This is a genomic window from Marinobacter lipolyticus SM19 (assembly GCF_000397065.2).
Lineage (GTDB): Bacteria > Pseudomonadota > Gammaproteobacteria > Pseudomonadales > Oleiphilaceae > Marinobacter > Marinobacter lipolyticus.
Window position 1 is genome coordinate 246295 of sequence record NZ_KE007327.1, and the last position, 26343, is coordinate 272637.

The 26343-nt window shown below is 56.6% G+C and carries 20 protein-coding genes and 1 tRNA gene; 6 read left to right on the plus strand and 15 right to left on the minus strand.

Features of this window, described 5'->3' with window-relative positions; genetic code table 11:
- Nucleotides 1-8: 8 nt before the first annotated feature.
- The 4 genes from MARLIPOL_RS15720 to MARLIPOL_RS15735 form a co-directional block, all read right to left on the minus strand.
- Nucleotides 9-2315 carry a molybdopterin-dependent oxidoreductase gene (locus MARLIPOL_RS15720; protein WP_012139282.1) on the minus strand — a complete coding sequence of 769 codons (2307 nt, stop codon included), beginning with the start codon at nt 2313-2315 and terminating at the stop codon, nt 9-11.
- 177 nt (nt 2316-2492) lie between these two features.
- A complete protein-coding gene (locus MARLIPOL_RS15725) occupies nt 2493-5720 on the minus strand; it encodes an Ig-like domain-containing protein (protein WP_012139283.1) in 3228 nt (1075 codons plus the stop codon).
- Nucleotides 5721-5733: 13 nt separating this feature from the next.
- The gene (gene aupA / locus MARLIPOL_RS15730) at nt 5734-7071 is read right to left on the minus strand and encodes an alkane uptake protein AupA (RefSeq protein WP_012139284.1); all 1338 of its coding nucleotides are present in this window, start codon (nt 7069-7071) and stop codon (nt 5734-5736) included.
- A 319-nt stretch (nt 7072-7390) separates the two neighbouring features.
- On the minus strand, nt 7391-10561 hold the full coding sequence (locus MARLIPOL_RS15735; protein ID WP_012139285.1) for an Ig-like domain-containing protein: 3171 nt from the start codon (nt 10559-10561) through the stop codon (nt 7391-7393).
- A 592-nt stretch (nt 10562-11153) separates the two neighbouring features.
- On the opposite strand from MARLIPOL_RS15735, the gene MARLIPOL_RS15740 reads away from it, so the two are divergent.
- On the plus strand, nt 11154-11702 hold the full coding sequence (locus MARLIPOL_RS15740; RefSeq protein WP_012139286.1) for a PEP-CTERM sorting domain-containing protein: 549 nt from the start codon (nt 11154-11156) through the stop codon (nt 11700-11702).
- 72 nt (nt 11703-11774) lie between these two features.
- Here the strand turns inward: MARLIPOL_RS15740 and MARLIPOL_RS15745 are convergent, their stop codons facing one another.
- Together MARLIPOL_RS15745 and MARLIPOL_RS15750 are read right to left on the minus strand one after the other, a co-directional pair.
- Complete coding sequence (locus MARLIPOL_RS15745; RefSeq protein ID WP_012139287.1) at nt 11775-13166, minus strand: GGDEF domain-containing protein; 1392 nt, start codon at nt 13164-13166, stop codon at nt 11775-11777.
- Between the two features lie 16 nt (nt 13167-13182).
- Nucleotides 13183-14346, minus strand: coding sequence for an acyl-CoA dehydrogenase family protein (locus tag MARLIPOL_RS15750; protein ID WP_012139288.1), 1164 nt, complete (start codon nt 14344-14346; stop codon nt 13183-13185).
- A gap of 357 nt (nt 14347-14703) precedes the next feature.
- Between MARLIPOL_RS15750 and MARLIPOL_RS15755 the strand changes: the two genes are divergently transcribed.
- Together MARLIPOL_RS15755 and MARLIPOL_RS18875 are read left to right on the plus strand one after the other, a co-directional pair.
- The gene (locus MARLIPOL_RS15755) at nt 14704-14904 is read left to right on the plus strand and encodes a hypothetical protein (protein ID WP_012139289.1); all 201 of its coding nucleotides are present in this window, start codon (nt 14704-14706) and stop codon (nt 14902-14904) included.
- Between the two features lie 41 nt (nt 14905-14945).
- The gene (locus MARLIPOL_RS18875) at nt 14946-15071 is read left to right on the plus strand and encodes a hypothetical protein (RefSeq protein ID WP_267283625.1); all 126 of its coding nucleotides are present in this window, start codon (nt 14946-14948) and stop codon (nt 15069-15071) included.
- 120 nt (nt 15072-15191) lie between these two features.
- On the opposite strand, the gene MARLIPOL_RS15760 is transcribed toward MARLIPOL_RS18875, so the two are convergent.
- The 5 genes from MARLIPOL_RS15760 to rpsU form a co-directional block, all read right to left on the minus strand.
- Nucleotides 15192-15491: a hypothetical protein gene (locus MARLIPOL_RS15760; RefSeq protein ID WP_012139290.1), complete on the minus strand. Its 300-nt coding sequence runs from the start codon at nt 15489-15491 to the stop codon at nt 15192-15194.
- Nucleotides 15492-15792: 301 nt separating this feature from the next.
- Nucleotides 15793-15869: transfer RNA gene (locus tag MARLIPOL_RS15765), tRNA-Ile, on the minus strand.
- A 113-nt stretch (nt 15870-15982) separates the two neighbouring features.
- Nucleotides 15983-17821 (minus strand): RNA polymerase sigma factor RpoD, encoded by a 1839-nt coding sequence (gene rpoD / locus MARLIPOL_RS15770; protein WP_012139291.1) that lies wholly within the window; start codon nt 17819-17821, stop codon nt 15983-15985.
- Nucleotides 17822-17997: 176 nt separating this feature from the next.
- The gene (dnaG, locus tag MARLIPOL_RS15775; protein WP_012139292.1) at nt 17998-19734 is read right to left on the minus strand and encodes a DNA primase; all 1737 of its coding nucleotides are present in this window, start codon (nt 19732-19734) and stop codon (nt 17998-18000) included.
- A gap of 154 nt (nt 19735-19888) precedes the next feature.
- Complete coding sequence (gene rpsU, locus MARLIPOL_RS15780) at nt 19889-20104, minus strand: 30S ribosomal protein S21 (RefSeq protein ID WP_007153483.1); 216 nt, start codon at nt 20102-20104, stop codon at nt 19889-19891.
- A 240-nt stretch (nt 20105-20344) separates the two neighbouring features.
- Here rpsU and tsaD point away from each other — a divergent pair, with 240 nt between their 5' ends.
- The gene (tsaD, locus tag MARLIPOL_RS15785) at nt 20345-21400 is read left to right on the plus strand and encodes a tRNA (adenosine(37)-N6)-threonylcarbamoyltransferase complex transferase subunit TsaD (protein ID WP_012139293.1); all 1056 of its coding nucleotides are present in this window, start codon (nt 20345-20347) and stop codon (nt 21398-21400) included.
- 7 nt (nt 21401-21407) lie between these two features.
- Here tsaD and plsY read toward each other — a convergent pair whose 3' ends face one another.
- Nucleotides 21408-21992 carry a glycerol-3-phosphate 1-O-acyltransferase PlsY gene (gene plsY, locus MARLIPOL_RS15790; protein ID WP_012139294.1) on the minus strand — a complete coding sequence of 195 codons (585 nt, stop codon included), beginning with the start codon at nt 21990-21992 and terminating at the stop codon, nt 21408-21410.
- A 144-nt stretch (nt 21993-22136) separates the two neighbouring features.
- On the opposite strand from plsY, the gene folB reads away from it, so the two are divergent.
- Both folB and folK read left to right on the plus strand, forming a co-directional pair.
- Entirely contained in the window at nt 22137-22493 is a 357-nt protein-coding gene (gene folB, locus MARLIPOL_RS15795) for a dihydroneopterin aldolase (protein ID WP_012139296.1), read from the plus strand.
- Entirely contained in the window at nt 22493-23014 is a 522-nt protein-coding gene (folK, locus tag MARLIPOL_RS15800) for a 2-amino-4-hydroxy-6-hydroxymethyldihydropteridine diphosphokinase (RefSeq protein ID WP_012139297.1), read from the plus strand. The genes folB and folK overlap by 1 nt, the downstream gene beginning before the upstream one ends.
- On the opposite strand, the gene pgi is transcribed toward folK, so the two are convergent.
- The 3 genes from pgi to panB are packed head-to-tail and all read right to left on the minus strand — an operon-like array spanning nt 23000 to nt 26333.
- The gene (gene pgi, locus MARLIPOL_RS15805) at nt 23000-24658 is read right to left on the minus strand and encodes a glucose-6-phosphate isomerase (RefSeq protein ID WP_012139298.1); all 1659 of its coding nucleotides are present in this window, start codon (nt 24656-24658) and stop codon (nt 23000-23002) included. The genes folK and pgi overlap by 15 nt on opposite strands.
- 32 nt (nt 24659-24690) lie before the next feature.
- On the minus strand, nt 24691-25542 hold the full coding sequence (gene panC, locus MARLIPOL_RS15810; protein ID WP_012139299.1) for a pantoate--beta-alanine ligase: 852 nt from the start codon (nt 25540-25542) through the stop codon (nt 24691-24693).
- Entirely contained in the window at nt 25539-26333 is a 795-nt protein-coding gene (gene panB / locus MARLIPOL_RS15815; RefSeq protein ID WP_012139300.1) for a 3-methyl-2-oxobutanoate hydroxymethyltransferase, read from the minus strand. Before panB ends, panC begins: the two co-directional genes overlap by 4 nt.
- Nucleotides 26334-26343: the final 10 nt, after the last annotated feature.

Sequence of the window (26343 nt, forward strand, 5' to 3'; positions counted from 1 at the left end):
CGTTTCTATCACGCGCGTTTACGCTGACGCTCCGCACGCCAGACCTTCACTTTAACCTTCTGGCCGTTGAGGACTGACGTGCCCACGAGGGGGTCCACCTGCTGGTCGCTCAGGACATCATTGATACTGGCCCCGGCATGAGCCGATGCCACAGACTGACCGGTGCCCGGGCGATGGTGGCCCCAGCCATGGGGGACAGACACGACGCCGGGCATGATGTCTTCGGTAATCTCAACGGGCAGCACGATGTTACCGGAAACGTTGCCAGAGTCCGAGGTGATTTCCGCTGAATCGCCAGGCTGGAGTCCACAACGCGCAGCGTCCCTAGGGTGGATGATGAGCGTGCAGCGATCTTTGCCCTTGACCAGTCTTTGACTGTTGTGCATCCAGGAATTGTTGCTACGTACGTGTCGGCGGCCAATCATCAACAGCTCGTCCGTGGCAGGACTTGCCAGCAGCTCGTGGAGTCGGTCCAGATCCTTCAGGTAGCGCCTTGGCGCGAGGTTAACCTTGCCGTCACGGGTGAACAGTCTCTCGGGCATGCAGGGCCTGAGGGGGCCCAGGTCGACACCATTAGGGTTGTCCCGTAGCGTTGCCAGCGATAGTCCTTTGGGTAAATCCTGCCAATGGCGGTTTAGCGGGCTGAGCTTGGCCATGCCCCGGAGTGGGTGACGGTTGGGCAGGATGTCCAGGGCCAGGTCGACGGCTGGTTGTACCAATCCTCTGGCCGGACCTATATCGGCCCCGTAGGGTCCGGAGCGCAACAACAGGTCCAGGATCGGGTCGGGCCCGATCTGCTTGAATGCTCGCCAGCCCAGTTCGGAGCGCAGGGGCAGGCGACCACCCTTACGTTTCTTCTCCAAACGGTGTGCCAGTTCCAGCAGGATCTGCCAGTCATGGCGGGAATCCTCGCCGGCCTCGAACAGGGCATCACTGTATTTGGCGAAGTTGCGCACCGCAAACATACTGAAAATCAGGTCGTAATGGCTGCGTTCGAGGGCGGCCGTGGGAGGCAGGATCACGTCCGCGTGACGGGTGGTCTCATTCAGGTAGTAATCCACCGACACCATGAAGTCGAGGCCTTCCAGGGCCTGATCCAGCCGTCCGCCGTTGGGATTGGACAATACCGGGTTGCCGGCGACGGTGACAAACGCTTTGATCTGACCTTCGCCAGGTGTCAGCATCTCATCCGCCATGGTACTGGCGGGGTATTCACCGGCAAATTCCGGCAGCTTTTTCACACGACTGTAGCGCTTGCCGAAATGTCCCTGTTGGCCGGAAAATCCGCCAAGTGCGACCAGATCGATTGCGGGCTGTGTGAACATCACTCCGCCGGTAGCGTCCAGCTTGCCAGTCAGGATGTTCAGGCAGTAGGCCAGCCAGGTCGCCACGCCCCCGAAAGCCTGGGTGCTGGTGCCCATTCGGGTGTAGAGCGCGGCTTTTTGTGTGGTGGCCAGTTGTCGTGCCAACTGGCGGATGGAGTCTGGTTCCAGACCTGTGTGTGCGCTGACCGCCTCCGGGGTGAAACTCAGGGACGCGAGGCGCAGCAGGTCGACGTCTTTGGTCCAGTTCTCAGCGTGGCCAAGGTTGACCAGGTCCTCATCGAACAGGGTATGCACCATGGCCATCAGCAGCAATGCATCGGTGCCGGGGCGGATGAAATGGAACTCGTCGGCCAATTTGGCGGTTTCCGTACGCCGCGGATCCACCACGATCATTTTTCCGCCACGACCTTTCAAGGCTTTCAGCCGCCCGCGGACGTCCGGAACCGTCATCAGGCTGCCGTTGGAGGCCATCGGGTTCGCGCCGATGCAGATAAACAGATCGGTGCGGTCGATATCGGGAATCGGAAACAGGATCTGGTGCCCGAACAATTCCAGGCTGGCCAACATGTGGGGCAGTTGATCGTTGGAGGTGGCAGAGAACCGGTTCTGGCTGCCAATGGCCCGCAAAAACGGCATGGTGGCCACCAGCGACCCATGGTTATGGACGTTCGGGTTGCCCAGGTATACCCCGATGCTGTTGCGGCCCTGTTCCTTGCGCACCCGATGCAGGCGATCGGCCACCAGGTCGAAGGCTTCGTCCCAGTCCATTTCCTTCCAGCCGTTGGCGGTTTTGCGCATCGGCTTTCTGAGTCGTTCCGGATCTTCGTGCAGATCCTGTAGAGCGACTGCCTTGGGGCAGATATGGCCATGGCTTAACGGGTCGTCTTCATCGCCTTTGATGGAAGCGATGTGGCCATCTTTGACTTCAATCGCCACGCCGCACATGGCTTCACACAAATGGCAGGTGCGGTAATGGGTGCCGTTTTCCATGGGGGCTCTCCTGAAAGGATCTTTTTATTAACCTAGGTGCAGCAACAAGGGGGTTAGTTTCAACAGGCAACCAGATTAGCAGGAAATGCAGGTGAGGGGAAAAGCGTGATCTGGCAGAAGCGGCCATAAAAAAGGCCAGCCCGAAGGCTGGCCTGGAGTGCGGGTGAGTATCGCAGGTTAATACTCTTCCGGGATCTCCTTGATTGGGTTGGTAATGAAGTTCAGGGAAATGCCCTGTGTGGGAATAGCCAACGGGATAATGATGTCTCCGCTCTCTGTAGTGTCAGGATCTGACAGGCAGCTTACAATTCCTGTTGGACCGCGGGCTGCTACACAATCGGAGTATGAAAGGAACTCATTGATGATAGGAATGGTAACCGTAATATTTACGGTGATCGCGGGTGAATTGTTGTTGAGAATCCCGATCTGCATACGGCCATCGTCGAAGAAGATAATAGGTCCGTCCAGATCCAGCGGGATAACCTTACTGTAGAGGTCGTGCTCCAAGGCTTGAGCGAGCGGCAGTGACAGATTGGGCGCATCCAGGCTAAGGTCCGTCTGGGTCACGAATCTAGGTTCGCCATTGGGGCCTTCTACGATGACACCCTCAATTAACCCCATTGGGTTGTCCTCAGTTGGCGTAACATAACGCATGCGCAGTGCCAAGGGACCGGTGGCGTTTTCGCCAAAACCATCCAGGAACACGCTTGACGAGGTGGCAGCCACCATGGTCGGGTAAAGCAGCACCCGGACGCCGATGTTGTTGCCGTCGTCGTCGTAGGCCGGCCCCACGACTTCAACATTGAGTCCCATGGTTTGGTAAATAAATTTGCTCTCCGGGCAGGACTCGTCTGCCGGGCAGCCCACACTAGCCCCTACTGGAACCCCTAGTGCTGTCGCCTCCTTGTTGGTTACCGCCATTTTGGCGGCGTTTCGGACCGGGGCAAACTCGCCGGGCGTCTTGCTGGCCTTGTGGGCAAATGGCTCTTCGCAATCTGTGTCTGCCAAGGTGGGGCAGTCGATCGCGAAGTTGGCATTGGTGTCCCGGGTTGTCAGGTTTCGCAACGGCGTAAAGACGGAGCTGACAGCTGAAGTACCCTTGAAATAGATTTCCATGTCCGGGCCGCCAATATCTTCGGGATCCACCAGCAGGTCTGTCTGTAACGGATACCCTTCTGCAGAGCAGAGGGCGTTGGCACAGTTATCGACTGCCGTCGCCGAGGCTAGTGTATAGCGGTAATAGCTGTCCACTTCCCAGGGCTCGTCCGGATAGAAGCGGATACGGTGTTGGTTTTTCTCGAGTCGTCCGTCCACCGTCGCAATCGGGTCACCAGTGTTCGGGTCAATCTTCTCGACAACGAAAGTTTCTTTGTCACGAATAGACGCGAGGTCCATCATCTGCGAGAACAACACCACAATCGGGCGGTTTTCCGGCAGTGTAGTGAGCGGCAGGACATCGCCGCGCGGACCGTCTGGGGCGGCGTCGACACACTGGCCATGAGTTTCGTTGGTAAGGTCCAGCCCGGTCGTAACGCAGGGGTAACCCGGGTAGGTGGTCAATGCGATTGGGGACGCTTCTGCTGGAGCAATCTCGGGCAGCGCAAACTCCAGGGTTTGCGACGTTGTGCTGTTGCCTGCCAGATCGGTCAGCGAACCATTGATCTGAAGGGCGTAATCAACACCATGCTGCAGGCCACCAACGGGGTTCAACACTACAACGGTACCGTCCAGCTTGCGACGCAAATCCTCAGCCGCAATGGGGGTGCCGTCGGCCAACAATGTAAATTCAGAGGCAACGCTGTCGCTGTCCAGTGGCTCATCAAAGTTGAGTACAATCGGATCGCCCGGGCGTTGTAGCTGGTCGCGATTGCCGGGTATGGCTTCATCCGGACCAGGCATCCAACTGACCAGTTGTGGGCCAGTCAGGTCTTCCAGTTCGGTATTTCGTTGATCGGAGGCATCGAGCTGTGAGGTGGCGTCGGTTGCCGCCTCGATATGGAAGGCAATGGTGGAGTCAGTGACTTCCTGGCCCAGCAGGTTGGGCTCTACCATGCCGATGGCATCGATTGTCAGTGTACCATCCTCCACCAGGGCAATACCGGTGAGTTCAACACCTAGCAGGTTCTGGGACAAAGACGCATTAGGTTGGGCCGCTTCGGTGTTCATGGACACATCCATGAACAGCTTGACGTGCCTTGGTGCGCTCAGGTCATTGGTATAGGGGTTGGGCATCAGATAGCCGGTGGCGTCCGACAGCATGGTGACTTTAATGTTACCGGTCTTCTGGATCTCGCCGGTATTCGGATTAATGACAGGCACTGATCCGTTTATGAGCACATCTAGGCTGCTGCTATTCAGCACGCTGCCTTTGGGTACGCGCAATGGCAAAGGTTCGTCTGCCTCGAATGCAGGCGCAAAGGCCAATTCGGCAAACAGACCACCGGTCTGTTGTGAGGGACCTGCGGTGCCCTGTAAAACGGAGTTCAGGGTGACGCCGTTGATGATCTGGCCATTGAGCTTTGAGCGGCGGGCGTCGCTTTCAGTGCTGCCCGCGTTCAGGCCGGAATCGATGACCTCCTGGAACAGGACAACTCTAGGGCCGGTATCACGCGGCGTGAGCTCTTCACTGAAGCTCTCCAGTACACCGCCATTAATTCCGGGCAGGTTTCGGACGGAGATCGTGTAGGTTTCGCCTGGGGTCAGGAAGTCGTCATCTCGACCGCACAGTTCCGGAGTGTCCGGTATACAGGGATCAATGGTAACAAGGCGACCTTTAACCAGAACGATGGCTGGGACCGTTTCGCCGTTGCTGTTGGTGATTTCAATGACGCCACCCAGCTCTTTCCACTCGGGGTGCACCGGTTGTGTCAGGCGCAGGCGGAATGTGGAAATGTCCATGGGCTTGAACACGGAGCCTGCCGCCGGAATCATCTCGGCCACCTTGAAGGTGGCATCGGTGTTGTCCAGCCCTGCAATACCGGTTAAGCCACCTCGTGTAGAAAACTGAATGCCTGCAGGGCCGACGGCATTGGGTGTCGCAATTCTGCGGTTACCTTCGGCCTGAAGGTTTTCAGAGAATTCCACGGTGTAGTCGGTGCCGGGTTGCAGTTCGTCCTGCGGCGTGATCTTGAGGCTTCGGCCACCGTCCACGGCTTCTGTGGAAAACGCGACCTCGCTGCCACCGCCAACGACGCGGATTTTGCTGGCAACATCCTCGTCAGAGAGGGCATGGGAGAAGCGCAATACCAGATCGGATTTCGGGCTGACTTCACCCTGACCGTCGGATGGATAAGAGTAAACGACGGCCCCGGGTGTCTGCGGTGCGTTGATTGTTTGTCCATCCCCGCCGCCACAGGCGGCAAGGATAGCAGCGGGTAATAGTGCCAGTGTATTTTTGTAGTTCATGGCAGACCTCTTATCAGAACTTCAGGGTGATGGAGCCGCTGATTACGTGGATATCGCCATCGGCCGTGGCTTCCTGCTCGTTGCCGTCAAAGTCGACGATGGTGAAATCTCTTTCCTGCAACTGCTGGTACTGATAACCGAGATCCAGACGTACCGGGTAGGCAAGCAGACGGGTACGTTTGTAGGTCGCGCTGATACCAAGGCCAGCTACGATTTTATTGGTGTCCAGATAGTTCAGTTCAGGATTTCGAGTGGTTTTGAGCGGGGATTCCTCGTATGCCAGGCCACCGCGAACGGCAAAGTGTTCACCAAGATCGAATTCCGCGCCTATGCGGGGGATCAGCACATCGTCAAAGCGGATGCGATCGCCGGAGCTGACATTCTCCTGGTCGCGGATGGTGTCTCGACCAAACTCATCTTCCAGTTCGGACCAGTTCTGTTGCTCGATACTGCCACCAACGCGCCAGCCATCGCCCTTGTACTGTGTCCCAAAGCCAAATGTTTCCGGCTGGAAGGAATCGATGGTTGCCACGGCCAGGCTGAGGCCCGGATCCGGGATCGTCTGGGTCACGATGATGTTGGAGTTGACCGATGTTGAAGCGGATGAGCGGGTGCGATAGGTGAATGCGCTCTCCCAGCCATCCAGGAAGCAATCGCTGTCCGGGCAAAGGGTTTCACCCCAACGGATGGTGGTGCCAAGAATGGATTTCAACGACGGCTCGGCATTGACCGAAAGCTGCTCGCGACTGGTTTCACCGCCCAGTGTGGACACTGCATCGAGCTGGGCCTCTGCTTCCAGCGTTACCCGAACCGAGAAACCACCCGAGATGCCGCGCCAGAGTGGGGTCGCGCCGCCGATATTCAGGAACAGAGGCTCTTTTCCGTACTGGAGGTACTGGCCCGTTTCAGACGTTTCGGAAGAAAACGCCAGCATTTCCTTGCCGTATTTTTCAACGCCGGCGATAAAACCCAGATAAATCGGGTGGTCAAAGCGTGTGAGTGAGCCTAGGTTGGTTTTCATACCAATGAGCACATGCTGGCTGGGAGAATCGGAAACTATGTCGCCGTCGGCGTCAGAACGGGCTGAGCGAAGTTCCTGCTCGGCGTGGAGAATACCGCCGGTCAGCTCGCCACGTTCGTCAGTGGTCAGGTATGACGGGTTGTAGTAGGTAGCCGAGACCTGATCGTTAAACATGGACAGTGACTGGGCTGTAGCGACGTCCACTGGCATGACGCCGTAGGCGGTGCCAAGGTTGCCCATGCTGGCGGAGGCAATGCCCGCAAAGCCTGCTGAAGTGGTGGCGATGGCGAGCGTAAGCGCCCGCACTGTGAAACGGTGGGAACCGGACATGAATGTGACTCCTGTTATTTTTGTCTGTCGTGCTCGTGTGACTGAGGTGATGAGCCTGATCACACTAATGGATACTGGTAAAACTGTGTCTGAGTGTAACCACCTTGTCTTTTTGGGACGTTGGCTTCAATGACATGAATCATCGTCGAAAAGAACACTTCTGTGTTTTACCTATGATTGACGAGAGAGCGAGGTAAAGCGAGGTCATAACTAACAGACTTTGTTGGGAATGTGTGAATGAGTGCGAGGTTTTGTGTCTGATCAATGCAGAAGAGGCCAGCGGGTGCTGGCCTCTTCGCGTTCTGGAGACGGACGCCGCCTAGTGTTGGGTATAGGGCGAGATGTAATTCAGGCGCAGTTGCCCCGCCGGGATCTCCAGGTGGATGCGGGTATTGGCATCAATCGCTTCGTTTGCAATGCCTTCGCACAACCACTGGAACAGAATGCTCCCGCAGATACCGTCGGTGTTATCGGCAGTGATATCGATTTGTCCTGTCACTTCGACATCGATCGGGACCGCCTCCACGTTTTCGAGCGCAATCTGCATTCTGCCGTCATCCAGGAACGTGATAGGCCCCTTTAGAACCAGTTGGTCAATCGGGTAACTGCGCAGGTTGTGCCCCAGATTGGCGGGGCCGATGCTGGGGTTCAGATAAGGCGCATCGAGGTAGACGTTCAGGGTGGTCTCAAATGTGAGGTCCCCGTTTTCGTCGGAACGGATTTTGCCCTTTGGCGGAACGGAATGGCCGTCGTCATTCTCATCGTAGCGGATGCGCATGAGCATCGGTCCGGTGGGTATTTCCTCGTTTTCACTGAGATCCACACTCAGCACGAAATCGGGGAAGGCATCAACAAAGCTGGTATCGATAAAAGCCCATACGCTGCTCGAGGTGGTGGCGAGTATTGAGGGCAATATATCAACGGGGATGTTGCCATTGTCATCGGTGTCACCTGCCACGATGGTGTCCAGCATGGCGCTCAGGTAGATGTACTGGTCTTTTTCGCAGTCGAGCGCATACGCGCAGCCAATGTTGGCACCTTGCACCAAGGTCTCTTCATTGATGGCGCTGACGCCCGACGCTCGCAGTCCTGCGGCGTTGGGCATGCTTTCTCCGGAAACGGAGCCGGCCTCAAGGCCGGACTGATACGCGAGGTCTGCATTGGCATCTGCCGCAGGCAGGTTCCTCAAGGGCAGGGCGACACGGTCACTCAGCGGCTTGGCGGCGGTAAAGTAGTTTACCAGCGGCTGGCCGCCGAATGTCCGGTTGCCCTGATCCCGCGTGCCTTGAGTCAGGATTTCCGTTTGCAGTGGCAGGTTGGCGACTGAGCGAATCGGCGTGTTGGCGTTGAGGGTGTAGCGATACAGTGTGTTTTCACTCCAGCTCACCATTGGGGTGATCAGAAGATGTCTCGGGCCGGTTTGGAGCGTGTAATCAGCGGTTGGCACTGGTGTCCATCCGCCGTCTTCAAAGGATTCAATTGTCAGCGAATCGCCGGCGATAATGGTAGCCGGCTCGATGTCCTGTGAGAAGCGAACCGCAATGGGCTGGTTTCCCGGGTGTTGCGTAATTGGCAGTAAATCATCCGATGCCTGGCCCCCGGAGCATCGTCCCTGGTGCCCGTTGGCGGTGTCGACAGAACTCTTGGCGCAGGGGAATCCCGGTAATGTCGTCAGGGCAATGGGAGACTGGTCGGAAGGGGTGCCATCAAGCGTGGGAGCCAGTTCGAAATCTAGTTGAGGCGCCGACAGGCTATGACCAGCGAGATCCGTTATACCGTTCAGTAGCAGGCTGTAGTGTGCGCCGTGTTCCAGCGCAGATGTAGGCCGAACGGAGAGAACTGAACCATTGAGTGAGTGGGTGAAAGGTTGCTCTACGCCATCTTTTATCAGGGTAATGCTTTCACGGGTGACGGACCCCGGCAGTACCGGTTCGGATAAATAGACAATGACAGGATCGCCTGGCCGAAACTTGTCCTGATTGTCCTCGCCTGGCACCCAGCTTTTGATGGTTGGTGCTTCACTGTCTGCGAAGCTGGATTCAGCAGGCGCATCATCCGGGTTGCGATAGCTTTCCAGGCGGAAGGAGATCAGTCCGGAGGCGACATCCACGCCCATGACGTCGGGCTCTATGACGCCAACGGCTTCAATGCTCAGGGTGCCGTCTTCAACCAGGGCGGTTCCGACCAGGTGGACATGAAGGAGCTCCTGACCCAGAGCCGCGTTGGCGATGGTGTTGCCCGTATTCAGGGCCATGTCGATGTAGAGCTCGACGAGGCGGGGGGCGTTCTCGTTGTCGGTGTGCGGATTTTTCATCAGGAAGCCGTTGGCATCGGACAGGAAACGAACCTCCACCGCTTCCGATGAGAACCCGGCGGGCAGTGCTCCGGCCACGTTTACGACCACGTCAGAACCGGTCATCAGTGCGCCACGTTCGATGCGAAGTGGCACGCTCTGCCCGGCGTTTTCGAATTTTGGAATAAAACCGAGTTCGGCGAATACGGTGCCGGTCGCGGTGGTGGTGTTATTGCTGCCCAGTAACAGAGAACTCAGGTTCACGGAATTAAAGTTCTCTCCCGACAGCGCCAGCTTTCCGGTATCGGTTGTGGCCGTCTGGGCCATGCGCTCGCGGACCCCCTTCGGTGAGGTTGAATCCAGTGGCGTAATCGTCCACGGCGCTTCCGGTGGTAGTTCCAGCGGTGCGTCGGCAATGGTGCTGCGGATTCCCTCGGTCAGGCTGATGGAATAGGTCTGGGACGGATCCAGATCGCCCTCCGGATCCACTGTGACCCGGTGGCCCTGAACGTACATTTCCGCCGGGACTGGTTCGTTGCTGGCATCCAGGAGGCTGATGGTGTCGCCATAGATCAGTGTTTGCTCATCCACCGGCTCGGTAAACTGGATACGGATTACCGAGATGTCCGTGGCAGGGTAGGCGTCGTCTCCCTTGGGAATAAAGCGGGCAACGCGAAAGCCGTTGCCTTCGGTGCGATCGAGCAGCGGCCCTTGGGTTGCAGGCGCCGTGGTGAAGGAAATGCCGCCCCCGGGCAGTGTGATTTCACCCATCTCGGTCCCCAGGCCTTTGTTGATCAGGGTGTAGCGGGTGCCCGGTTTCAGAGGTTGTTGCGGCCGGGCAGCAATGCCCTGCTGGCCACTCGTCATGGTCAGGTCGGTCAGGGCGATTACTTCCCCCTGGTCGCTTTCAAGGCGCAGCAACTCCGGGGAGAGCTCGTTCTCATCCAGTGATAATGCCCGGGTAAAACGCATGAAAACCGGCGCGGTCACAGGAACAGCCGCCTGGTCAGCTGCCGGGTAGCTGAAATAAAGTTCGCCAGGGCTATTGTCTATATCCTGGATGGATTGTTTTTCGCCACCACAGCCTGCCAGGCCGATACCGACCATCATCATGATGAGGAGGGCTTTTCGGGGAAAAGCCATAGTCGGGACGGCTACTTGCAGCAGTCCCTTGCTGGAAATGGGAGAGCCATTCATTCGCGTACTCCATTGTTATTGTGAGTCGTTGCGGTTCTTGTGACCGCTTTATCATTGGTTGGGATAGTAGGCCCATTGATTGGGCCAAAGGTTTGGCTTTGGCGACGTTGGAGGTGTCGGGGGTAGGTCAATTCGCGATTAAGCCGGCACGGTTATGGGATTCGTGGTGGATTCCAATAAGCCATGACATCAGTTTTTGTTGTGTTTTTGTGATGTGGTTGGCAATTGGTACTTGGTAAACAGGTTTGTAAATAAAACTGACGCAAAGAAGCTGGCTGCCCAATACCTGTGGCCTGATGGCCAGCTCCTTTTAGCCGGATTGCGGCTGATTATCCAAAAATGTCGACGAAATTTACAGTTGTGAATATGGCTGGCGTAAATGAGGCCGCTGAGTGTTATTCAACTATATGTTTTATATAAAAATTATATCATTGGCGTGGCTTGTGCTTGCTCATTCGAAGAGGCCAGATTCGGATTAAGGGCTGATTATCCAAAACCCGGACCTTGGCTGATCAGGCGTAAGGCGTCCAAATAAGGAAGAAGTCTGTTTGAACGATTGTCATTAACAGGCGATGTTTAATGGAGAAATACTATGAGAGCGTTCTCTAAATCCTTGGTGCTGGTGGCGTCTATGTCGCTTGCCGGTACCGCATGGGGATATATGATCGGGGGCGTTGATGTTGGGGATGTAGACCCTCTTGCAGCGGAAACCAACGACCTCAATTCACTGGGATTCTGTGGCAGTGGCAGTAGTGAATCTGTTGAGTCGTGCTGGATAAACAATGTACTTGGGACTGACACCACCTATGGCGTCAAGGAAGAGGATGTCTCCTACGAGTTCGTGGATGGAAGTAGTACAGTGATCGGGTTTGGGCTGGACAGCCCGACCGAGTACTTCATGATCAAGAACTCTACCTGGTGGGGACTGTTTGAAAATAACGAAAGTCTGGACTGGGCAGTCATCGACGCTGCGTTGCTGAGTGCTGGTTTCAACCTGCCCGATGGCGAGGAGCTGATCATCAGTCATGTTGCTCCCATAGGCGATACGGTCACGGTGCCCGAGCCAGGTACGCTGGCATTGCTGGGTCTTGGCTTGTTTGCCATGGGTCTCAAAGGTCGCTGGGCCAGAAAGCAGTCCTGATACAACAGCTTGCCGTCGTTGTATACGCATCCGTCAACAACCGAAACGCTCCTCCATGAGGGGCGTTTTTCGTTAGCCGTCGTGATCCGTGCAAATGCGGTTACGCCCGTCCTGCTTGGCGCGATACAGTTGCTGGTCTGCCGCCTGGATCAGCGGGGTGGGGTCGTCGGAATCGGGCACGATAGTGGCAATGCCACAACTGAAGGTGATCTGATCGCCTACCGGGGAATCCGGGTGTGGGAGCTTTGCTTCCGCCAGCCGTTTCTGGCAGTGCGCCATTAAGGTTTTGGCTTGCTGATATCCGGTATGGGGCAGCAATAGAATAAACTCCTCGCCTCCATAGCGCGCCAGCATATCGCTGGAACGGCGAACAGTCTGTGACAGAATCTCGGCGACCTTTCGCAAGCACTCATCCCCTGCAAGATGACCAAGACAGTCGTTATAACGCTTGAAATGGTCCAGGTCGAAAATGGCCAGGCTGATAGGTGCCTGTTGTCGACGTGCTTCAGGCCAGGCCTGCTCGAGGGCTACATCGAAACGACGCCGGTTTGCAACGCCGGTCAGACCGTCCTGGAAGGATAGTTTTTCCAAATGTCGATTCATCAAGTTCAGTGCGGCCTGGGCCCGTTTGCGGACGCTGATATCATTGACGAACAGTGACAGGCCGAGCATATTGTCCTGCCTGTCCCTGATCTGCGACAGCTTCAATTCCACCTCACGTAGAGCGCCTGAATTGAGTCTGCACTTTAACTCCGCTGTCATGTAGCTGTCCGCGCCGTTGAGGCACTGTGCCAGAATCACCGGCAATTGGTCATGCCACTGATCGGAAGCAACAGTTCGGACATTCCGGTTCAGCGCTGTTTCGCTGTCGATTCCGAAAAGGTGTGTTGCCGCCAGGTTCCACTGGACCACCGTACCGTCGACGGTCGTCGCGATCATTGCCTCGTTGGCGGTCTCGAAAAGATGGTTCAGAAAGTCGGCGGATTGAGTAAAGCGCTTCAATTCGTGCAGTGGATCCCTGGGCGATACGCTGAGCTGTCTGTTTATGTTGGCGAGTCGGTCGCGATGATTGTACCGTTGTTGGCTTTCTTCCAGCAGTTTTTGAATGTCCTGAGGAGAAAGATAGCGTTCCGATGAGAAGTATTTCCCCATTCGGCTAAAGGGAGAGTGGATCTGGCTGGCGAGTGGGGAGTGGGCATCGACACCCACAAAACTCCAGTGTGCCAAAGGCGCCATTGGGGCCAGTGTTTGCGCGCATACCAGTGGTTGCGCCATGCCCACATCCAGAACGCCCAGGAGCAACTCGTTTCCGATTTGCTGCTCCTTGTCCAGTATTTCTCTGGCTCTGTCCAGGGTCCCACAAACATACAGCGGCACGGAGGAGTCCAGGAGCGCCTCCGTCAGTGTGTCACGATGCGAAGAGGCCGTATCGGCCGTTTCGAGGAGCAGTACAAATCCATCCACGCAGGCGTGCTCCAGTCTAGAGGAGTGGCATGCCCAAAGCCTGCCGACCGATCCACAATTTTAACAGGTCTGTTGTGGGTGACATGACGTGGGCGGCCCGAGCATCACGCAGACGGCGCGCCTGGGCATCGTTATCCTGGTAGGCCCTGCCGCCACAACAGCTCATGGCCTCGTTTGTCACGTATACGGCAGTATCTGCCGATTCAGCTTTCGCCATCATGATCTGGGTCAGTGCTTCAGGGTGTCCCTGATCCACGAGATAGGCTGCTCGGTAGAGCAGGGCGCGGCATCTGTCGACCGCAATCTTCATCTGGGCAACGCGATACTGGATGACATCTTGATCGGCCAATCCATTGCCGGCGTGGGAATAGGTTCGGTGGCTGATCTGGTCGATGGTCTGGTTGAGCGATGCCAGAGCCAGGCCTGTATAGGTTGCTGCCATGGCTGTAAGAAAGTACGGGGTAATGACCTCAAATACATACCAGATCTGATCACCCTCTTCTCCGAGAAGGTTGTTCGTCGGAACCTGGACCTGGTCGAGCTGCATGCCGCGAGATGAATTCCCGCGCATGCCGAAACCTCGCCAGTCCGGCAGCCAACGGATGCCGGGAGTGTCGTGGTCGACCATCAGGCAGTTGAAGTCACCGCCACCGGAGGTCTGGCCACTGACCTGGGTAGAGATGACATAGGAGTCAGCATGTCCGCCATTGGTCACAAACTGTTTGGTGCCATGGATATCAAAATGGCCATCGACTCGCGACAACTGTGTTTGCGGAAGATAAAAGTGAGCACCGGTGCCGGCTTCTGAAAGGGCGAGAGTGGTGATATGGCGGTTATCTGCAATGGGGACAAGGTATTTATCCTGCTGATACCTGGTGGCCTTGCTCGCAATGACGGCGGAGCCGACACAGTGCATGGCGTAGCACAGGGCCGAAGAACTGCACCCTTGAGCCAGGGTTTCGATGATTGCAGCGAGTGCAAGAAGTCCCTGCTCGTGACCGCCCAGTCTTTTGGGCACATGAAGCCCCATCAGATCCGCCTGTGCCAATGCCTCAAAGGCATGGCTCGGCCACTGTGCGTTTTCGTCCACCTTTTGCGCTTCCGGGGCCAACACCTGGTCGGTGATGTCTTTGGCGACATGGCGGAGTTTTATCAGGTTGGGAGGGAGCAGTTCATCCATGAGCTTGGGATACCTTTTACTGCCAATTTTTTGAATGGACCGTTACAGTTTTAGCAGACTATAACGTGACTGCCTATCCTGATCTGTACGAGATTGCAGAAAAGTTGATCCTGCCCCGGAGTTTCGGACCATTTAAAACTAGGGGCAGTTCACCTCCGCTATTCGGAGGTGAACTTGACGATGCAGTATGCATATTTGTCGGCTGGTGCATTGGCGGAAGTGGTGAAATTAGGACCTTTTCTTGATGGTCGGTCATAGGCCGCGCTTATTCGATTGTGATATGCAATCAGAAAAAACGATATCGAAACGATATACAATGTATATACTTAAATAGATTCTCAGTTCATTGGGTATTTCATGGCCGACGAAGGTATTTCCGAAAAGAAGTTGAAGCCCCGCAAGAAGAAAGCGGGCAAGAAAGACTCACAACTACTCATACGGATTAACAGTGCAGAGCGGGATGAATTTATCTCGTTGTGCGAAGAGCTGGATACAAGTGCAGCCAGAGAGGTAAGAAAGTTCATTCGCAACTTTATCCGAACGCACAAGGATGACTGAGGACGTTTAACTCAAGCAATCACACATTTCGGAGTGAAAACATGTCTAAGAAAGCTTCTAAGAAAGTGACCAGCCTTAAAAAAGAAATCAAAACTCGTAAGCAAAAGATCGCCAAGCAAGAAGGCAAGCTGAAGAGCCTAAAGAAGAAGCTGAAGAAAGCGGCCTAAGCGGTCGTATAGCGACTCGTATTCACGACCTTGTGGGTGCGTTAGTTTGTATTACGTGAAGGAGCCCTGCCCATGTGCGGGGCTTTTTTTATTTTGGGTGAGCCTGTTGCAGGTTTAGGGTCAGCCAGGTCGTTGTGGATTGTAGTTAGTGAAATTGGATGGAGCTCGGCGCTTTGAGCCAGGCACTTTGGTAAAGGCTTTCCAATCAACGATGTTGCCTTGGGTATCAAAATGGACAAAGCCTGCATAGTCCTCTTCGTCATGCCAGGTTTTTATATAGCCAACGACTTCACCATCTTCAGACAGCATTTCAAAAGAACGGCGATTTCTTTCGCGGGACACCATTTCGGAGGCTTCGTGGATGATTTCGTTGAGGTGGCAGTTTGGATCGTTCAGAAGAGTGAGCAGATCGGGATTCATTGGGGGGGGCTCCCTTTCATTCATCAAAAGACTGAAAATCAGTTCATAAGCTTGTCGAAGTTTATACCAACAATGTTTCAAGGGAATAACATAGTTAAATACTAATTACGTATAAAAATGGTCAGCTAATAACCCAGGTTGCAATTAGACGGCGGTGCGCAATCAGATGGTTTTGGCCTCGAGCCTGTTGTCTTTCGCAAGAAAAACTGAGAAGGAATGCACTGCGTTAGTTTTGTCGTTGACGGTCGGTTGACACCTAGGCGGCATGAGAGGTGGGGGTGTATCGTAAGTATTGGAAAAATGGTGGGCCCACCTGGACTCGAACCAGGGACCAAAGGATTATGAGTCCTCTGCTCTAACCAACTGAGCTATAGGCCCTTATGCAGCGACTGCTGTTTTAAGGTTTGCTTTGTGGAGTCGTCCCGGAGGGAAGAACAAAGCGGGCGCCATTATACCGGTGAGGGGTGGCGCCCGCTACTGTTGTTGCCGTGTTATCCGTTGCCCTGGTCGTCAATGAAGCCGCGCAGGTGATCGGAGCGGGAAGGGTGGCGCAGTTTGCGCAGGGCCTTGGCTTCGATCTGACGGATACGCTCCCGGGTGACGTCGAACTGTTTGCCGACTTCTTCCAGGGTGTGATCGGTGTTCATTTCGATCCCGAAGCGCATGCGCAGTACCTTGGACTCGCGAGCGGTGAGGCCGGCCAGTACTGAGCGGGTGGCTTCCCGCAGACCTTCGGCGGTCGCGGAGTCCACCGGCGAGAGCGCCTGGATGTCCTCAATGAAATCTCCCAGATGGCTGTCTTCATCATCGCCGATCGGAGTTTCCATGGAGATCGGTTCTTTGGCGATCTTCAGCACCTTGCGGATCTTGTCCTCGGGCATTTCCATACGCTCGCCAAGCTCTTCCGGCGTGGGTTCGCGACCCATTTCCTGCAGCATCTGGCGGGAGATGCGGTTGAGCTTGTTGATGGTTTCAATCATGTGCACCGGAATACGGATGGTGCGGGCCTGGTCCGCAATGGAGCGGGTGATGGCCTGACGAATCCACCAGGTGGCGTAGGTTGAGAACTTGTAGCCACGACGGTATTCGAACTTGTCGACAGCCTTCATCAGGCCGATGTTGCCTTCCTGGATCAGGTCCAGGAACTGCAGGCCGCGGTTGGTATATTTCTTGGCGATGGAAATAACCAGTCGCAGGTTGGCTTCAACCATTTCTTTCTTGGCGCGGCGGGCCTTGGCTTCGCCGATGGAAACACGACGGTTGATTTCCTTGATGTCGGAAACTTCCAGGTCCACTTCGGTCTGGATGTTATGGATGCGCTTTTGCAGACGCACGATTTCGTCAATGCGCTCACCCACGGCAGAAGCATAGGGCTTCTTGCTCTTACCAATCTTTTCGGCCCAGTCCAGGCTGACTTCGTTGCCCGGGAACGACTTGATGAAATCCTTGCGGGGCATTTTGCATTCACGTACGCAGATCTGCATGATCGCGCGCTCGTTTTCACGCACCAGGTCGTTGGTGGAGCGAACAACGTTGACCAGCTCCTCGAAGGCCTTATTGCCCAGCTTGAAGGGGGCGAATACCTGTCCCAGCTCGTTCAGGGCCAGCTGGGTTTTCTTGTCGCCACGGCCGTACTTTTCCAGTGCCTCGTGGGCGGCATCAAGCTTTTCCTTCAGCAGCTCGAAACGCAGGCGAGTCTCTTCAGGATCCGGGCCGCTTTCGGTTTCTTCTTCCGAGTCGTCATCGTCGTCGGATGAGTCGCTGTCATTGCTGCTTTCGACCGGTGTTTCCTCGCCCATGAATGGCTCGGCGTCGTCCGGATCCAGAAAGCCGGTAACGATGTCATTAATACGACCTTCGTTCTCGATAATACGCTCGTACGCCTGCAGCACCGTGCCGGCAGTGCCCGGGAAATGGGCCACGGCCGCCATCACATCGCGAATACCTTCCTCAATGCGCTTGGCAATGACGATTTCGCCTTCGCGGGTCAGCAGTTCAACGGTACCCATTTCCCGCATGTACATGCGGACCGGGTCAGTGGTACGACCGGCGTCAGTCTCTACAGCGGCGAGGGCAGCAGCGGCTTCAGCGGCAGCAGCTTCGTCGGCGGTGGAGTCACCTTCGGTCATGATCAGGGTGTCGGCGTCGGGGGTTTCCTCGCACACCTGGATGCCCATGTCATTGATCATGCGAATGATATCTTCGACCTGATCCGGGTCGGCAATGTCTTCCGGAAGGTGGTCGTTTACCTCGGCGTAAGTCAGGTAACCTTGTTCCTTGCCTCGTGCAATGAGGTCTTTCAAACGTGATTTCTGCGAATTGCCTGACATAGACACCCTGTGAACTCGCTGGTAAAAGGAAAAAAAGTTAAACAGCCATTATAGCTGTCGCTCGGTTGCTCTGCCACCGGATGGTTAGATGGTGATCAACGCTTCAAGTTTCAAGTGCAATACGGGTTTGACCCTGTATTTTCCCGTTTTTGTCCCGGACAACCATGGATTGCTGGTCAGTCCTCGGCTCGCTCGCTCAGGGCTTTTAACTCCTGGCGCTCTTCCGGCGTAAGGTCCGCCAGACTTCGCTTGGCAGACAGTAATGACATCAGGCGCTGCTTGCGGGCCGCTTCCTGATTCGGGGACAGCAGTTCCCTGGCGCCGGCCAGGGTGCTTTCCCTTGACGGTATGTGTTCAATGCCGTCGAAGAGGTGGTAAAAACGCTCCCGCGCCTGCTTGTCCGTGGCCAGTGTGCGCACCAGTTTGCGGCGGTCACGGATCTGGCGTTCCAGTATCCAGTCCGCAAAGCGTTTTGCCTGGCCAAACTGTCGGGACTGGCGTGCCAGTTCGACGACATCACTGGCCATGTCAGGGGCTTCCAGTAGGGCCAGGCACAGAGTGCTGTCCTTGCTGAGCCTGACGTCAATCCGCTCTTCCTGAATCCTGTCGCGGCGTTCACCGAACCGTTTCTGCCCGTTTTGTGGGCGGCGGTTCTGCCAGTCGTTGCGGCCACTGCAAAGGCGCAACATTTCGTGCCACATGGCATCCCGCAGGGTGCTTTTGGGCATCTTGTTCAGCAGTGGTTCCGCCCGGGCCCGGAGTTCTCCCCGATGCTCCGGCAACTGCAGGTCCAGCCCCTCGCTCTGTCGGTCAAACAGATAGCGGGACAATGGCGTGGCACCCTCAATGCGTTTCTGGAAAGCTTCCGGGCCTTCCTTGCGGATCAGTGTGTCCGGGTCTTCGCCGTCCGGCAGCATCAGGAACTGCAGGTGCATTCCATCCGCCATCAGCTCAAGGGCGTTCTCCAGGGCGCGATCCGCGGCGCGGAATCCGGCCTGGTCACCATCAAAGCAGAACACCAGGTGCCGTACCTGCCGGAGCAGGGCGGTCAGGCTGTCCTGATTGGTCGCTGTGCCCAGTGTGGCGACGGCAAAGTGGATGTCGTGCTGTGCCAGCGCGATAACATCCATATAGCCTTCCACGACCAGCAGCTTGTCCAGTTGCCGGATGGCCTGTTTGGCTTCATACAGGCCGTAAATCTCGCGGCTCTTGTGAAAAACATCGGACTCCGGAGAGTTGATGTATTTGGCCTTGTCGTCGCCAAGGGTTCGTCCCCCGAACGCCACGGTTTTTCCGCGGCTATTGCGAATCGGGAACATTACCCGATTGCGGAACAGGTCCCTGGGGCGGCCGTACTTATCGGAAACCGTACCGGTTTCAAGCAACGGTCCCTGCAGATCACGATTGCAGGCATCAAATAGTGCCGTGCCCGTCGCAGGTGCATAGCCCAGTTGGTAAAGCTGGATTATGTTGTCGTCCAGCCCGCGTTGCCTGAGGTAGTCTCTCGCGAATTCGCCCTGTGGGCCGCGCAATGCGGACTGATAAAAGCGACTGGCATAATCCAGGGCGTCGGTCAGTGTCCGGGCCTGCTGGATTTCCTGCCGTGCACTTTGATCGTAAGGCACTTCCAGGCCGGCACGTTTCGCCAGTTCCTCGACCGCTTCGGTAAAACCCAGTCCTTCAAACTCCCGCACAAAGCTGATGGCGTCACCGTGAGCGCCGCAGCCGAAGCAATGGTAAAAGCCTTTATCAGGGCGTACGTTGAAAGACGGTGTCTTCTCATCATGGAACGGGCAGCAGGCTTTGTAGTTGGCGCCGGCCTTCTTTAGCGTGATGCGTGATCCTATAAGCTCTGCCAGGTCCACTCTATCCAGCAGATCTTCAACAAAACGTTGAGGGATCAGTCCGCTCATGATGACTCCGGTTGCGCAGTAATGCCGGCCTAGCGCCGCCAATAGCCAAAAATGCCGCCGAAGCCAGGCCTCGGCGGCATTTAGGAATCGCTCTGTGCAGCCTGCGGCTTAACAGGCGATTATTGGTATGCAGTCAAGCGGCGTCGGCTAAAGCTTAGTACAGACGCTCGAACTTGCGCTGTTCCCGCTGAAGCTTCTTGAGATGACGCTTAACGGCAGCGGCTGCCTTACGCTTGCGAACGGCTGTCGGCTTCTCGTAGTGCTCGCGACGACGTACTTCCGACAGTACACCTGCTTTTTCGCAGGAACGCTTGAAGCGACGCAGGGCTACGTCAAACGGTTCATTCTCTTTCACTTTAACAGCTGGCATTCGAAAATCACCTACCTGATGTATTCGGTTTCTGTTTTGTCTGATCGACTCGTGCGTCGAATCGACTCGATACCTGGTCAGATTGGCTAAAACTCGACCAGTGCATATTTAAGGGCGGCAATGATAGCCCCTGCTCCGGGGTAAGGTCAATGTTTGTTCGATGAAACTGCCAGTGGGTTTCGGCTTTCTGCTAAAATAGCCGCCTTGACCATTCATGCTACCCGTTGTGATCCATTATCTATGCTGATTCTCGGAATTGAAACCTCCTGCGACGAGACCGGTGTCGCCCTCTACCACAGCGAGCAGGGGCTGTTGGCCCATGCACTGTTCAGTCAAATCGACATGCATGCGGACTATGGTGGCGTGGTGCCGGAACTGGCGTCGCGTGATCATGTTCGCAAGTTGCTGCCCCTGTGTGATCAGGTGTTGGCGGAAGCCGGATGCAGCCGCCAGGATCTCGAGGGAATCGCTTACACCGCCGGTCCCGGCCTGGTAGGGGCTCTGATGGTGGGCGGTTCTGTTGCCCACGCGTTGGGCTTTGCTCTGGGAATTCCGGTGTTGGGCGTGCATCACATGGAAGGCCATCTCCTGGCGCCTATGCTGGAGCCGCAGCCACCGGCATTTCCGTTTGTGGCGTTGCTGGTCTCCGGTGGTCACACACAGCTGGTCCGGGTGGATGGCATCGGCGAATACGAGATGCTGGGCGAGTCCGTTGACGATGCCGCTGGGGAGGCCTTTGACAAGACCGCGAAGATGCTCGGGCTAGACTATCCGGGTGGTCCGCGGGTGGCGGCGTTGGCGGAAAAAGGCACTCCGGACCGCTACCGGTTCCCGCGACCGATGACGGATCGCCCGGGGCTGGACTTCAGCTTCAGCGGCCTGAAAACGTTTACGCTCAATACCGTCACAGCGGCAGAAGAAGCCGGTGGCCTGGATGATCAGACGCGGGCGGATATTGCTCTGGCGTTTGAGGCTGCCGTAGTGGATACCCTGACCATCAAATGCCGGCGAGCTCTGGAGCAGACGGGCTGCAAACGGCTGGTTATTGCTGGTGGAGTAAGCGCTAACAAGCGCCTGAGAGCTGGCTTGGAGAAGATGACGGAAAAACTCAGGGCTGGTGTGTTCTACGCTCGCCCCGAGTTCTGCACCGACAACGGCGCCATGATTGCCTATGCCGGTTGTCAGCGAATTCGGGCGGGGCAGAGAGATGGGGATCGTATTCTGGCGGTTCCGCGCTGGCCAATGAACACCTTGCCGCCGGTGTCACAGCCCCGGTCTAACGGGCTGGTGGACTAAACTGGCGCTAGAATCGGGTTTCCCGCCCCTGGGCCAGACGAACCAGATTATTGCGATGGCGCACGACGATCAGAATGGCGAGCAAGCCGAACAGGGGCAGGGTTTTGGGTTCGATGAGTGCACTGATCAGCGGTCCACTGACGATGGCAATGATCGATGCCAACGCCGAGATGCGCCAACGCCACATGACCAGTGCCCAAATTACTGCAAGTAACAGCGTGGTCAGGGGCGCCAGCGCCAAACCCGAGCCCAGTGCAGTTGCCACGCCCTTGCCGCCTTTGAACCGGTAGAAAATGGGTACCATGTGGCCCGTGACCGCGCACAGTGCAACCATGGCCTGGGCCAGGATCGACAGTCCAGCGGCGTTGGCCAGCCACACTGGTCCGAAGCCCTTGGCGGCATCCAGCAGCAGGGTCAGGACAGCAGGCGCCCAGCCGCCGTTACGGTAGACGTTGGTCGCTCCGGGGTTGCCAGATCCCAGTGCGCGGGGGTCTGGCAGCTTCCAGAGCTTGCAGATCTCAAGGGCAAACAGCACGGAGCCGGCCAGGTAGGCCAGAGCACACAGCAGGACTATCAGTAAAGGATCGCTCATTGAATTCACGGGCAATTGTTCCGGAGCAAAGACGCGTCCGGTGGATTTATGCGAAAATGCCAGCCCCACGAACGCCGCAGGCCGAGAATCACACAGTATCCGTAGCCTGTACGTTATTCAATCAGCAAAGAGTGTAATAATCCGGTGACAGACAGTGTTCTGATTGAGGGCCTGGCCGTAGAGGCGGTGATTGGTGTCTACGACTGGGAGCGGGAAGTCACCCAACGACTGGTCGTGGACCTGGAAATGGGTTGGGATAACCGAATTCCCGGAGCGTCCGATGATGTTGTGGATGCGTTGGATTACGCCACGGTCAGTGAGCGGGTGACCCATTGGCTCCAGCAGGCCAGGCCGCAGCTTCTGGAAACGGCGGCTGAGGGGCTTGCAGTCATGATACAGGCGGATTTTGGCGTGCCATGGTTAAAGCTGACGTTGCGTAAACCGGGTGCGGTGCCGACGGCCAGAGCCGTTGGTGTTCGTATCGAACGAGGGCTGCAGTGATGTCCGCCAGGGCGCGGGTTTATATCAGCATCGGCAGCAATACTGATCGGTCTCACTATATCTCGGTGGCGTTGGACGCCCTGTCAGAATGGTTTGATGCACTGACCATTTCACCGGTTTATGAAAGCGAGGCTGTCGGGTTTGATGGCTCACCTTTTTACAATCTGGTGGTCGGTGTGGATACCGACTGGAGCGTTGGCGAGCTTTCGCGCCGCTTCAAGCAGTTGGAGGCAGACCATGGCCGCCGCCGGGATGAGCCCCGGTTTCGTGCGCAGACTCTGGACCTGGATATTCTCACCTATAACGAGGTGGTTGGTGAGCCCGATGGCGTGGAGTTGCCGCGTGGTGAAATCCTCAGGAACGCCTTTGTGCTCTGGCCCCTGTCCGATATTGCGCCGGACGACCGCCACCCGGTCTTTGGTAAGACCTATCGGGAGCTGTGGCAGTCGTACTCCGGTGATCAGAAACTCTGGCCCATAGACTTCACCTGGCAGGGCAAACGGATTTCACGGGCGCTTTGACCGGAACAGCCGGATCAACTGCTCGGTTGAGCTGTCGCTGGTTGTCTTTGTTGCCGGTCCACCCATGATCTGATCCAGAATGCCTTTGCCCATCTGCTTGCCCAGCTCCACACCCCACTGATCGAACGAGTCCACGTCCCATATCACACCCTGGACAAAGGTCCGGTGCTCATACAGGGCGACCAGTGCACCAAGCGTTTCCGGGGTGAGTTTGTCCATCAGCAGGGTATTGCTAGGCTTATTGCCGTGAATTACCTTGTGTGGTGCCAGGGCCGCGATGTCGTCCTGTGACAGCCCTTCCTGCTCCAGTTCCTGCCGGGCTTCTTCTTCTGTTTTGCCAGCCATCAGGGCTCGCGTCTGACTCAGGCAGTTGGCAAACAGTATGGCGTGATGCTCGCCTACCGGGTTCTGACTTTGCAACGGGATTATGAAATCGGCCGGAATCAATCGCGTACCCTGGTGCAGCAACTGATGGTAGGCATGCTGGCCATTGGCACCGACACCGCCCCAGATGATGGGGCCTGTGGGGTAGCTCACCGGTTCGCCATCCTGGGTGACGCATTTGCCGTTGCTTTCCATGTCCAGTTGCTGCAAGTGCGCTGGCAGGCTTTCCAGGTAATGATCATAGGGCAGGATGGCGTGGGACTCGGCACCCCAGAAATTACTGTACCAGATGCCCAGCATCGCCATGATCACCGGCAGGTTCTGTTCCAGTGGGGTGTGTCGAAAGTGCTGGTCCATGGCGCGAGCGCCGGACAGCAGAGCGTGAAAGTTGGTCATACCCACCATCAGCGCGATGGGCAGCCCGATCGCGGACCACAGGGAATAGCGCCCGCCTACCCAGTCCCACATCGGGAAAATGTTGTCGCTGGCTATGCCGAAGGCTTCAGCTTCTCGAGAATTGGCCGTAACGGCGACGAAGTGTTGGGCAATCGCAGTGTCGGTGCCCCCGTTCTCCAGGAGCCAGTCCCTGGCAATTTGACCGTTCTCCAGGGTTTCCTGGGTGCGGAAGGACTTGGACTGGATGAGGAACAGGGTGGTTTCCGGGGTCACCTGCTGCAGCACTTCGCAAATATCGGAGCCATCAATGTTGGCCACAAAGTGGCCTCTGAGCTGACCGTTCTGGTAAGGCTTGAGCGCCTCGCACACCAGTTTCGGACCCAGGAACGAACCGCCAATGCCAATGCTCACAACGTCCGTAAAGGTTTTTCCGGTATAGCCAGTACGCCGGCCTGAAAGTATATCGTCGGTAAATGACGCCATACGGGCCAGTGATTGCTCCACTTCGGGCATGATGTCGATGCCGTCGACCATGACCGCATTCCCGCCCGTATTTCGCAGGGCGGTGTGCAGGGCAGGACGAGCCTCGGTGACGTTGATCCGGTGGCCAAGGAACATGGCTTCCGTTCGTTCCGGTACGCCGCATTGCCGTGCCAGTGCCATCAGGCTGGCGAGGATTTCGTCAGTTAAGCGGTTTTTGGAGAAATCGAGAGACAGGCCCGCGCCTTCCGTGAAATAACGCTGCGCACGGTCCGGGTCCTGTTCAAACAGCGTCCGCATGGGTGTGTTCTTCAGACCTTGCTGGAGGCTGGCAAGAGCCCGCCACTCGGGGCGAGACGTGAGTGGCGCGGGATCCAGGGGCATGATTTGATTCCTTTCGGTTGTCAGAGTCTCAATCAGGACCGGGCAATTGATTGGTTATCGATCAATCGCGTGGTGCCGAGGAAGGCGGCGACCAGTATGGTCAGTTCGGAGTCTTCCGGAGTCGCCGGCTTCAGGGTCAGGCTGTTGACGATGTTGAAGTAATCCGGACGCAGGCCAGCGGCCGTCAGCGCATCATTGGCTTCCTGCTCCAGGGCGGTGAAGTCGGTGCGGCCTTCATCGAGCTTGCGGGCGCATTCCTGCAGGGCCTGATAAACCGCCGGGGCGATGATTCGTTCGGCGTCACTCAGGTAGCCGTTGCGGGAGCTCTTTGCCAGCCCGTCATCCTCGCGGATGGTGGGAGCGCCAATCACTTCCACGGGCATCATCAGGTCACGGACCAGCTTGCGGATAACGGCCAGTTGCTGGAAGTCCTTCTCGCCAAATACAGCGATGTCCGGCTGGACCATATTGAACAGCATGGTCACAACCGTTGCCACGCCCTCGAAGTGTCCCGGGCGGCTGGCTCCGCAGTGGCCGTCGCTGACCTCGGGGACAACTACCTTGGTTTGCTGTACCAGGCCGTTGGGGTAGATTTCCTCAACACTGGGGGCAAAGACCAGGGTGTTGCCGGCGGCCTCAAGCTGTCTCTGGTCTTCTTCCAGGGTGCGGGGGTAGCTGTCCAGATCTTCGCTGGCACCAAACTGCATCGGATTCACGAAAATGCTGGTTACCACCACGTCGGCCGCTTCGCAGGCCTTACGAACGAGCGATATGTGCCCTTCGTGAAGGTTGCCCATGGTAGGGACCAGGCCGATGGTTTTTCCTTCGCGGCGATAACCGCGAAGGATGGTGCGCAATTCTTTCAGGGAGTTGACGGTTCTCATGCCTTGAACGTGTGCTCCTCAGCGGGGAATGAGCGGTCGCGTACCGCTTTGACATAGGCTTCCACAGCCTGTTGTACGGAACCAGTATCGGCCAGAAAATCCTTGACGAAGCGGGGTTTTCGGCCGGTGGTAATGCCCAGCATGTCGTGCACGACCAGTACCTGGCCGTCAGTGTCTGCGCCTGCTCCGATGCCAATAACGGGAGCCTTGACGGCCTGGGTTATCCGTGCCGCCAGTGGTGCCGGCACGCATTCCAGAAGCAGGACGTCGGCACCGGCGGCTTCCAGTTCGCAGGCGTGCTCAATCATCATCTCTGCAGCGTGTTCATCACGGCCCTGTACTTTATAACCACCGAACTTGTTGACGAACTGTGGCGTCAGGCCGAGGTGGGCGCACACGGGAACGCCGCGTTCACTCAGGGCAGAGATGGTGTCGGTCATCCAGTCTGTGCCTTCCAGCTTGACCATGTGGGCACCGGCGCGCATCAGCTCAGCCGCATTTTCCAGGGCTGCCTCGGTGGTTCCGTAAGTCATGAACGGCATGTCCGCCATGATCAGCGAACCACGGTTGCCTTTGGCGACCGAGCTGACGTGATAGATCATCTGATCCATGGTGACAGGCAGGGTGCTGTCGTGGCCCTGAAGAACCATGCCCAGTGAATCCCCGATAAGGATGACATCCACACCGGCTTCACTCACGACCTGTGCGAAGGTGGCATCGTACGAGGTGAGGGCAGAGAAGGCTTCGCCCTTTTGTTTGTATTCCCGCAGGGTGTTGATGGTAACAGCCATAGAATCCTTG